The following is a 10820-nucleotide window of genomic DNA, read 5'->3' as shown; positions in this document are numbered from 1 at the left end:
AATCGCCTGCGGAATATCCGCAATTTCAATGCAATGGTTTACTCGCGACGGGTCCCCCGAGGGGGCGCCGGAACTGGACTCAGGGAGCTGGCGCCGCGCCTGCGGCAGCGGGCGCGGCCTTTTCGACGATGACCTCCCACGGCGCCCCGAGGGCTGCGCCGTCACCATTGAGGAACGAGAAGGACAGCCTCCCCGCCGAGGCAATGGCCACACCGTTCATCGCCATCAGGACCCGGCTTCGCTGCTTGCCCCGAAAGGAGAAGTTGACCGCCGAATCGAAGATGGCCGTTCCATCCAGCTCGACCTTCAACCGGACGGACTGATCGTCCGGCTCGCCGGCCTCCCGGGCGAACATGCCGACGAGGGTGAGCGACATCGCGGTCGGGAACGAGGGGGCCTGGACCTGCTCCAGCAGGTGGAACAGACTCAGCCGGCCGGTCTGGCTGTCGACGGAACTCGACTGCGCACACGTCATGAACAAGAGCTTCATTCTTTTCCCCAGCTCGGTCTTCCGGTCTTCCAGTACCGCGGAATGACCGGTCGGGACCAGCCCAAGCTAGACCGTACCCAGCCCCATGCCGCCGTCGACGCGCAGGATTTCCCCGGTGACGAACTGCGCTTCGTCGGAGGCGAGGTAGAGCGCGGCGTAGGCCGTGTCGAAGCCGGTCCCCATCTTGCGCCGGAGCGGCACCATCGCATTCCGCTCGGCGCGGACCGCGTCGGTGGTACGCCCGGTCGCCTGGGCGATCCCGGTGACGGCCATGGGCGTGTCCATGAATCCCATCATGATGGCGTTGGCCCGAATGCCGTAGCGTGCATTGGACTGGGCCACATGGGTGGTGAGCCGGTTCACAGCAGCCTTGGAAATCTCGTAGGCGAGTTGCGTCGCCCCGCTGGTCGCGGCCAGCGAGGAGATGTTGACGATGGCTCCGCCCTCCTGCTCGCGCATCAGCGGGATGGCCGCCTTCGTGGTCTGCCACATGCCCTTGAGGTTCACCGTGAGAATGCGATCGAGCACCTTCTCCTCGAGCCGGTGCGCCGGCGCATCGCCGCCGCCGCCGATGCCGACATTGTTGATCAGGATGTCGATCCGGCCGTAGCGCGAGCGCGCTTCCTCGACGATGCGCGCGCAGTCGGCCGCCTTTGTGATGTCGGCCGCCATCGACGACAGGACGGGCGCGCCGCCCTCGCGTGCGAGTTCGTCGGCCGAGATTTGCGCGACCGTCTTTTCGGCGCGCTCGGCCACGCGATCGACGCAGAGCACCGTCGCGCCCTCGCGCGCCAGCAGCAGCGCGATGGCCGCCCCGTTGCCGATCGTCTCGCCCGGCGTCTGTCCCGCGCCGACAACGACGGCGATCTTTCCTGCAACGCGCTTGCCCATGTCATGTCCCTCTGAAAATCGGAATGTGGCGTCGAACGAGGACGGGCCCGGGGCTTTCGCCCGGGCCCGTCCCTCGTCCGGTCACGTCTTTGGCGCGTGACGCCTCAGGCGGTCTTGGTATTGAGAATCTCGAGTTCGCTCTTGGCGCCCGCGATCATGCAGGACAGGTCCGACGTCACCATCACCATGTCGAAGCCGCGCTTGATCGCGCCGGCCGCGAACTCCGCGGTCGCGCAATGCATGACGCACTTGATGCCGGCCTTGTGCGCGGCGGCCAGGATCTTGTCGCAGGTCGCGATGTGCAGCGGATCGGGATTGTCGCCGCGCGGCGGCAGGCCCAGCGCAAACGACAGATCGGCCGGGCCGATATAGACCGCGTCGAGGCCAGGCGTGGCGCAGATCGCATCGAGGTTGGCGATGCCTTCCTTGGTCTCGATCATCGCCATGACGACGATCTCGTCGTTGGCCTTGGAGACATAGTCGGCGCCGCCATAGTGGACCGCGCGCACAGGGCCCGAGGAGCGCATGCCGACCGGCGGATAGCGGCAGGCGGCGACCGCCTTGGCGGCCTCCTCGGCGTTGTTCACCAGCGGCACGATGATGCCGTAGGCGCCGAGGTCGAGCGCCTTCATGATCGCGGCCGGCTCGTTCCAGGCCACACGCACCACCGGCACCGTGTCGGTCTGGGAGATCGCCTGCAGCATCGGGGCCACGTCCTTCATCTCCGACAGGCCATGCTGCAGGTCGACGCACAGCGCGTCGAAGCCCAGCCGCGCCATCACTTCCGCGGTGAAGGTGTTGGCCACCGAGAGCCAGCCCAGCGACACCCACTGGCCGGCCTTCCACTTCTGCTTGATCTTGTTCTGCCGCATGGCTTCCCCCCGCTCGTTTCACTGGAACCGTTGAGCCGCAGAATGGCACCGGATGCAAGCGCGTGCATCCAGCCAGTTTCGCGGCAGTCAGTCGGTTCGCCCGACCACCGCATTGAGGCTCGCGACCAGATCGGCAATGCCGTAAGGCTTGCGTACGACGGGAACGTGCCTGTAGGGCGCGGGGATCGCCACGCTGTCTCCGAAACCCGTCGCAAACACGAATGGCACCCCAAGCGCGGCCAGCGCTTCCGCCACTTCGGCCGCCGAGCCGTCCGCCAGCATCAAATCCAGCACGGCGACATCCGGCCGGAAGCTCGTCAGCAGCCGAAGGGCGTCACGGATCGACGCCACGACCCGCACATCGACAGCCCCGCTCTCCAGCAGGGCCTGCTCGGTATCCATGGCGATCAGGAACTGATCTTCGGCCAACAGGACGGATTTCGCGTCGAGCGACGCATTCACTTCGCTATGATCCTCTCCACACGTATGCGGCGCGTTGGGTAACATGGCGGACAGACGGCGTCGGTCTACAAGTCGACAGTCCGCAAGACCTTGTCCGGAGACGAAGATCATGACGGCTCCCACGCCACAGCAGCTTCTCGGCAACGGTCTGCTGTCGATCCTGAAGGAAGACGATCGCAAGCGGCTGGCGCCCCACATGATGGTGATGGACCTCGAAGTGAAGGACGTCCTGCAGAAGGCCGGCGAGGACGTGGTGCAGACCTGGTTCCCGTGCGACGGCGCACTCGCGAGTTTCTGCGTTTGGGTCGAGGAAACCGGTTCCAGTGTCGAGGTCGCGCTGGTGGGCCGCGAGGGCGCCATCGGCGGGATCGTGTCCAATGGACGGCTGCCCGCCTTCGCCACATCGGAAGTCCGCGCCGCCGGTCGCTTCCTGCGCATCCGAACGTCGGCGCTGGAAGCGGCCAAGCTCGAATCGCTGGCACTGCGCCACTGGTTCGCACGCTACTCCGACTGCATGCTGGCGCAGGTCTTCCAGACGTCCGCCTGCAACGCCTCGCACACCATCAGCCAGCGCACCGCCAAGTGGCTGCTGGCGGCCATGGCACGCACCGGCGAGACCGAGTTCCGGATGACGCAGGACCAGTTGGCCGAGATGCTGGGCGTGGGCCGCACCTTCGTCACCCGCGTGGTGCGCCAGTTCCGCGACCAGGGCGTCATCGAGACGCGGCGCGGCGTATTCCGGGTAAACGATGCCGCCGCGCTGCGCGAGAAATCCTGCAGCTGCACCGCAGCTATCGAAGAGCATTTCGATGCGGTGCTGCACGGGATCTATCCCGTCGAGTAGCCGGGCGGCCGGGGAAAGACCGAATCAGAAGGAGTGAGAATCACTCTGCCTCTGAACCGCGGCCGCTGAGGTCGCTGCGGAACATCGGTTTCGTTGCCAGCCGGCGTCCCTCTCCTTAGTTTAGCCGACGTTGGGAAGTATCGACGACAGCAGGGTGGTCTGGCCGCGCGAAAAGGGTTGGCCGGACCGTTGGGGAGGCCGTCGTGACATCGCTGGTTGCTGATCTGGGCGGTACCGCCGGTTTCGGGGAGTTTTCGCTCTCGCGAAATGACGATAGCTCGACGGGGCTGATCGACCTCACGCCGATCTTCGGCGCGCAGGGCATCAATTTCTTCGGCCGCTACTACACGGGCTTCTATCTCAACAACAACGGCAGCGTGACCTTCAACGCCGCCTCCAGCAGCTTCACGCCGACCGCGATCACGGGATCGACCAGCAATCCCGTCATCGCCGCCTACTGGGCCGACATCGACACGCGCGGCGGCACCGTCACGCCGACGCCGGGCGGCACATCGACCGGCACGAACCTGCTCTGGTACGACCTCGACTCCGTCACCCAGACCTTCACCGCCACGTGGGACGATGTCGGCTACTACAGCAGCCAGACCAACAAGCTGAACGCCTTCCAGCTCAGCCTCCACAAGATCAACGCGCAGGGCGATTTCGACATCACCTTCCGCTACGAGAACATCGACTGGACGACCGGCGGTGCGTCCGGCGGCAGCAACGGCCTCGGCGGCACGCCCGCCAGGGCCGGCTACAGCGCCGGAAACGGCGTCGAGTATTTCGAGCTTCCGCAATCGGGTAACCAGGCGGCCCTGCTCGACCTCGAGAACGCCAGCAATGTCGGCACACCGGGCACCTACGTCTTCGCCGTGCGCAACGGCGTGCCGACGGTCGGCGTCACCGTCGGCGACGCATCGGTCGATGAGGGGAACGCCGGCGATTCGCGCCATGTCAGCATCCCGGTCTATCTGACGGAAGCTTCCACCTCGACCGTCACCATCCACTACGCCACGGCCAACGGGACTGCGATTGCCGGGGAGGACTATGTCTCCACGAACGGCATCCTCACCTTCGCGCCCGGGGTAACGCAGCAGAACATCCTCGTCGCCGTGACCGGCGATGCGATCGTCGAAGGCAACGAGACCTTCACCGTCACCCTGTCCAATCCGTCCGACAACGCTTCGATCCTCGACGGCAGCGCAACGGGCACCATCGTCAACGACGATACCAACCCGGCGTCGCTGTCGATCGCCGCCACCAGCGCCGACAAGGTCGAAGGCCAGTCCGGCAGCTCGGCCTTTACCTTTACCGTCACCCGCACCGGCGACCTGAGCGGCGCTTCCAGCGCCCAGTGGGCCGTCACGGGCGCAGCGGTCAGTGGCGCGGACTTCTCGGGCGGCGTGTTGCCGAGCGGCACTGTGAGCTTCGCCGCCGGCGAGAGCTCGAAGGTCATCAGCATTGCCGTCGCGGGCGATACCGCCGTCGAGTCGGACGAAGCCTTCTCGGTGACGCTGTCCAATGCCAGTGCCGGCGCCGTCATCGGCACCGCCTCGGCGCAAGGCACCATCCGCAACGACGACGCGTCGCTATCGATCGCCGCCACCAGCGCCAACAAGGCGGAAGGCCAGTCCGGCAGCTCGGCCTTCACCTTCACCGTCACCCGCACCGGCGACCTGAGCGGCGCTTCCAGCGCCCAGTGGGCCGTCGCGGGCGCGGCGGTAAACGGTGCCGACTTCACAGGCGGCGTGCTGCCGAACGGCACGGTCAGCTTTGCCGCTGGCGAGAGTTCGAAGGTGATCAGCATTGCCGTCGCGGGCGACACCACTGTCGAGACGAACGAAGCCTTCTCGGTGACGCTCTCGAATGCCTCCGCCGGCACCGTCATCGGCACCGCCTCGGCGAACGGCAACATCCGCAACGACGACGCGTCGCTGTCGATCGCCGCGACCAGCGCCGACAACGCCGAAGGCCAGACCGGCACCTCGACCTTCACCTTCACCGTCACGCGCACCGGACTGCTGAGTGGCGCCGCCAGCGCCCACTGGGCGGTCAGCGGGGCGGCCGTCGATGGCGCCGATTTCGCGGGCGGGGTCCTGCCGACCGGCACGGTGAGCTTCGCCGCCGGCGAGAGCTCGAAGGTGATCAGCATCGCCGTCGCCGGCGACACCCTCGTCGAGTCGAACGAAGCCTTCTCGGTGACGCTGTCCAGTCCCAGCACCGGCGTCGTCATCGGCACCGCCTCGGCCAACGGCCTCATCCGCAACGACGATGCCTCGCTGTCGATCGCCGCGACCAGCGCCACCAAGGCGGAAGGCCAGTCGGGCAGCTCGGCGTTCACCTTCACCGTCACCCGCACCGGCGACCTGAGCGGCGCCTCCAGCGCCCAGTGGGCCGTCAGCGGGGCCGCGGTCGACGGCGCCGATTTCGCGGGCGGCGTCCTGCCGACCGGCACGGTCAGCTTCGCCGCCGGAGAGAGCTCGAAGGTGATCAGCATCGCCGTCGCCGGCGACACCCTCGTCGAGTCGAACGAAGCCTTCTCGGTGACGCTGTCCAACGCCAGCGCCGGCACCGTCATCGGCACCGCCTCGGCGAACGGCCTCATCCAGAACGACGATGCCGCGCTGTCGATCGCGGCGACCAGCGCGGACAAGGGCGAAGGCGATCTGGGCGCCACGCCTTTCACCTTCACCATTACCCGCACCGGCGACCTGAGCGGCAGTACCAACGTCGGCTGGGCGGTCACCGGCTCCGATGTCTTCGACGCCGATTTCATTCCCTCCGACGCCCTTCTCGGTTCCGCCGACCTGCTGTCCCAGTTCGCTTCGGACCTCGGCCCCTTCTTTCCCCAGATCCCGTCCGAAGGGGACAGTGGCCTTCCGGCATTCTCGCTCTTCGGCGGCGTGATGCCGTCCGGCACCGTAAGCTTCGCCGCCGGCGAGACCTCCAAGACCGTCACGGTCTGGGTGCTCGGCGAGACGCTGGTGGAACGGGACGAGAGTTTCCAGGTCACCCTGTCCAACGCCAGCGACGGCGCCGTCATCGACACCGCTTCGGCCGTCGGCACCATCCGCAACGACGAACACCCCGACCTGGTCCTGTCCGGCGTCAGCTACACGCTGCCGGGCAATGTTCCGAACCTGCTCCTGATCGGCACCGACCATATCGACGGGACGGGCAATGCGCTGAGCAACATCCTCATCGGCAACACGGGCGACAATACGCTGAGCGGCCTTGGCGATACCGATTACCTGTATGGTCTGGACGGGAACGACATCCTGATCGGCGGTGCCGCCGGCGCCGCGCCGAACCAGCTCTGGGGCGGAGACGGCACCGATACGGCGTCGTATGCCGGCACGACCGGAAACGTCTATGCCGACCTTGCGGCACTCGCGGGCTACGTCGATGGCGCGCTGGTCGATGCCATGAACTCCATCGAGAACCTGGCGGGCGGATCGGGCACCAACACCCTGGTGGGCAACGCCGACGCCAACGTGCTGACCGGCGGCGCCGGCATCGACTATCTCTACGGCCAGGGCGGCGACGATGTCCTGATCGGCGGCGCGGTCCCGGGCGGCGGCACCAACCAGCTGTGGGGCGGGGACGGCAGCGACACCGCCTCCTACGCCACCACCACGGGCGTGGTCTATGCCGACCTCGGCGTGCAGGCGGGCTGGGTCGGCGGCGTGCTGGTGGACCACATGAACTCCATCGAGAACCTCGTCGGTGGCTCGAACGCCGACACGCTGGTAGGCGATGCGGGCGCCAACAGATTGACGGGAGGGGCCGGCGCGGACGTGCTCTGGGGTCGCGGCGGCGCCGACGTCTTCGTCTTTTCAAGTCATGCCGACAGCAACCTCGTCACCGGCTACGACACGATCGGCGATTTCGTCTCGGGCGTCAGCAAGCTCGACCTGCGGGCGTTCGCCACCGACGCGTCCCATGTCGTGATCCAGTCGGGTGGAGCCTCGACCAGCGTCTACGTGCTGCAGAGCCCCGGCCACTTCGACGCTTCCACGGACGCCGCCATCGCCCTCGTCGGGCACAACGCCATCGCGATCACCGACATCCTGTTTTCGTAAGCCTTCGAAATCTCTCGTGCCGCATCCGCATCAGGGACGACGGCAGGCACGGGAACGTGCGGGAACGGTGCCGCCGGGCGTTTACCGGCCCGTCGTGCCGTATCCCAGCATGCGTGAGCGCAAAATGGCGTCCCGCGACGGGCTGCGACACCCCGACCGGGGGACGCATCGACCAGCGCAAGACTTCGGCAAGTCGATCGCTGAAACAGCCTTGCTGAAGCAGTTTGACAACGCCAGAACTCCAAACGCCATATCGGTCCTTCGATGGAGAAGGAGAGGCTTCAACCACCCCAGGATAGGCCGTCCTCCCGATCCAAACGGTCACCAACTCTCGCCGCTGACTCTCCCAAGGGTTCTTCTGGGGAACGCCGGATAACGCATGTTTGCCAACCTCGCGCTCGCGACCTTGATGGTCAGCCTCACCGTCGCCATCCACCTCGGCGGCCTGCTCGTCCTGCTGTGGGTGCTGCGCGACAGGGCGCATCGCATGCGGGCTCACGAAAGCCGCCTCGTGCAGCTCGGCGTCATCCTGTTCGTGGTCCTGGGTCTGGTCGCTATCCATTCGGTCGAGATCTGGCTATATGGGGCCGCTTACTGGGCGATCGGGGCCGTGAGCGACTTCGAAACGGCACTCTATTTCTCGACCGTGACCTTCACGACCCTGGGCTACGGGGACGTGGTACTCGACAGCAAATGGCGGCTGTTCGGCGCCATCGAGGGCGGCAACGGGCTGATCCTGTTCGGCTGGTCGACAGCCTTCCTGCTTTCCGTCACCAGCCGGCTGAGACTGCTCGAGCATGACTGGCTGGAGAAGACCGGCTCGGATTGAGGCGTCTGTGCCGGGGCCGATGAGAAGGTCCGGGCCGGTGCCGGCCAACGAGCGCTGCGAACGAGACAGGCGTCGCCTGTTACACGCTATCCCCATGTTCCGCCGGTTCGACGGAAACGGGTAAGCGAGCGCTTGATAGGCGACGATGTCGGAAGAGAGTGGTGCCCCGAGACGGAATCGAATTTCCTTCCATCTAGCTGAAATCACGCTCTTTTTTTTGAAAGCGCATTTCTAGTGTACCCACCGATGTACCTAGAGCGTAACGGCTCTGCGGTGGTGGCGATACGAGGCGACTGACAAATTACTCTGGACCGCCTCGACGAGAGGAGAACTTTACGGCTTGTGCAAAGAGCGCACACGAACACCCAATCACGCGGCAAGTTGCAGCCGGTGTTAGAAAGCGCTTACGCGTTAGCTTCGGGATGTACGAGCGCAACGGCATCGCGGAAGATGCCATTCCGCGAAGCGTTCACCTCTCGACCACGATTGCCGGCGAAAGTGCCAGTGCCAGCATGGAGACCACTTCGAGCCTGATGGAACGACTAGCGGCTTCTATCGAGGACTTTTACCAACTCATCGATCTTCGATTGGCGTTCACGCTGTGACCCACCGTCAAAAGCTTGTGCCACGCAGTGTCGGAGGTGGTTGCCCAGAAGTTCCTGCTCAACCTTTTCCAGCGCGGCACGTACCGCTCGAATCTGCGTAAGAATATCGATGCAATAACGATCTTCATCGACCATTCGGGCGATGCCTCGAACCTGCCCTTCGATTCGGTTCAGGCGCGCGAGTTGCGATTTCTTTGGTTTGTCGACCACAGTTTAATGGATATCTGTCCCGGGTATAAATTGCAAATCCCGTCCCACAATTGCTGCTCTGTCCGCACGAACGGTCACTCACCCTCGCGTCAGCCCGGTGGCGATAGGTTGCGTGCGTATATTCTTTCCAACGTACAATCAGCAATCGAAGCTCACGCACCAATATTCGACCATACACTACACTGCTTCAGTGTGCCAGATTTTTGCTTCTCATGCCTATCACTCGGTTTCTTCCACTTGCCTCCATCACAAGTTGAAGGTTTCCGCATACTCCGGAGCTTGCGCTTCCCAACTCAATTCCGTCCGGATCCTGTGGCACAGGGTGTCAGATGCAGAAACCTCACCATGCACCACGAACGTCTGCCGGGGTCTATGTCCACCCGGAGTAAGCCACCGAATGATCTCATCGGCATCCGCGTGCGCCGAGAGCATATGCATCGCCTCAATTGACGCATTCACAGGGACGACCTGACCGTGGATCGAGAGCTGCCTGGAGCCCGCCAGAAGCTGCGCCCCACGTGTTCCGGATGCCTGAAACCCCGTCAGCAGTATGGTGTTACGTTCGTCGGAGGCCAGCGCCTTGAGATGGTGCAAGATTCGGCCACCGGTCGCCATACCGCTTGCGGAGATGATTATCGAGGGCATTGCTTGCCGATCAAGCGCTTTGGACTCCTCTGCGCCGCGGACATAGTGAGCCGTCGCGCACAGTTCCCGGCATTCTCCAGCCGCAAGCTTGTGATCGCCTAGGTGCCGACAGAAGATCTCAGACGCATCTACAGCCATCGGACTGTCGAGGAAAATGGGTACGTCCGGAAGGGCCTTTTTTTTCTTCAAGCGATGCAAATAGTACAACAGCGACTGTGCTCGTCCGACAGCGAAAGCTGGAACGATCACGGTTCCGCCTCGCTTTACCGTCGCCGTGACGGTCTCAGTCAGGCTAACCTCCGGATCTACATCGTCATGCTTTCTGTTGCCATATGTAGACTCTACGACGAGGTAATCAGCCAGGAGCCGCGCCTCGGGTTCAAGCATGATTGGGTCATCTGGCCTGCCTAGATCGCCGCTGAACAGGATCGATGTCTCCCCCTGGTTCAGCCGGATCATAGCAGCCCCAAGTATGTGGCCGGCTGGGAACATTTGGGCCGTTACGCCGTCAATCGGTGAGAATGCCTTTCGAAAATCGACTGCTTCGATGTGTCGGATGGCTGATTCGGCATCAGCCACTGTGTAAAGTGGGAGCGCCGGCTTGTGTTTTGAGTAGCCATGCCGATTGGCGAACTCCGCGTCACGCTCCAATAGGTGACCACTGTCTTTGAGCAAGATACTGCAAAGATCCTTTGTCGCCGAAGTGCAATAGACGCGCCCTCTGAATCCGTTCTTGACGAGTAGTGGTAAATACCCCGTGTGATCTAGGTCGCATACTCATAAACGATTCCCAAATTTTGGAAAAAGTGATTCAAGGTTCCGAAAGGAGCCTTGGTGATGGCGCGCTACGATCTGACCGAGTTTGAGTGGAGAACGATCCAACCGTT

9 protein-coding genes are annotated in these 10820 nt (G+C 64.1%); 3 read left to right on the top strand and 6 right to left on the bottom strand.

Going from position 1 to position 10820, the window contains the following annotated elements:
• Positions 1-79: 79 nt before the first annotated feature.
• The 4 genes from LJ725_RS21010 to LJ725_RS20995 form a co-directional block, all read right to left on the bottom strand.
• Positions 80-490 (bottom strand): hypothetical protein, encoded by a 411-nt coding sequence (locus tag LJ725_RS21010; protein ID WP_230552789.1) that lies wholly within the window; start codon positions 488-490, stop codon positions 80-82.
• Between the two features lie 66 nt (positions 491-556).
• Complete coding sequence (locus LJ725_RS21005) at positions 557-1381, bottom strand: SDR family NAD(P)-dependent oxidoreductase (RefSeq protein ID WP_230552788.1); 825 nt, start codon at positions 1379-1381, stop codon at positions 557-559.
• Positions 1382-1485: 104 nt separating this feature from the next.
• A complete protein-coding gene (locus tag LJ725_RS21000; RefSeq protein WP_230552787.1) occupies positions 1486-2253 on the bottom strand; it encodes an HpcH/HpaI aldolase family protein in 768 nt (255 codons plus the stop codon).
• Between the two features lie 87 nt (positions 2254-2340).
• Complete coding sequence (locus tag LJ725_RS20995; protein ID WP_230552786.1) at positions 2341-2715, bottom strand: response regulator; 375 nt, start codon at positions 2713-2715, stop codon at positions 2341-2343.
• Positions 2716-2824: 109 nt separating this feature from the next.
• On the opposite strand from LJ725_RS20995, the gene LJ725_RS20990 reads away from it, so the two are divergent.
• From LJ725_RS20990 to LJ725_RS20980, 3 genes are all read left to right on the top strand, one after another.
• Complete coding sequence (locus LJ725_RS20990) at positions 2825-3559, top strand: Crp/Fnr family transcriptional regulator (protein WP_230552785.1); 735 nt, start codon at positions 2825-2827, stop codon at positions 3557-3559.
• A 203-nt stretch (positions 3560-3762) separates the two neighbouring features.
• Positions 3763-7644, top strand: a complete 3882-nt coding sequence (locus LJ725_RS20985; protein ID WP_230552784.1) for a beta strand repeat-containing protein — start codon at positions 3763-3765, stop codon at positions 7642-7644.
• A gap of 379 nt (positions 7645-8023) precedes the next feature.
• Entirely contained in the window at positions 8024-8473 is a 450-nt protein-coding gene (locus LJ725_RS20980) for a potassium channel family protein (protein ID WP_230552782.1), read from the top strand.
• A gap of 542 nt (positions 8474-9015) precedes the next feature.
• Here LJ725_RS20980 and LJ725_RS20975 read toward each other — a convergent pair.
• The gene (locus LJ725_RS20975; protein ID WP_230552781.1) at positions 9016-9288 is read right to left on the bottom strand and encodes a metal-sensitive transcriptional regulator; all 273 of its coding nucleotides are present in this window, start codon (positions 9286-9288) and stop codon (positions 9016-9018) included.
• Positions 9289-9534: 246 nt separating this feature from the next.
• A complete protein-coding gene (locus LJ725_RS20970) occupies positions 9535-10608 on the bottom strand; it encodes an MBL fold metallo-hydrolase RNA specificity domain-containing protein (protein WP_230552780.1) in 1074 nt (357 codons plus the stop codon).
• Positions 10609-10820: the final 212 nt, after the last annotated feature.

Origin of the sequence: Reyranella aquatilis, from assembly GCF_020880995.1 — a bacterium.
Taxonomy (GTDB): Bacteria; Pseudomonadota; Alphaproteobacteria; order Reyranellales; family Reyranellaceae; genus Reyranella; species Reyranella aquatilis.
Note: the sequence above shows the minus strand (reverse complement) of the source record. Positions and strands in the feature narration are given on the sequence as shown.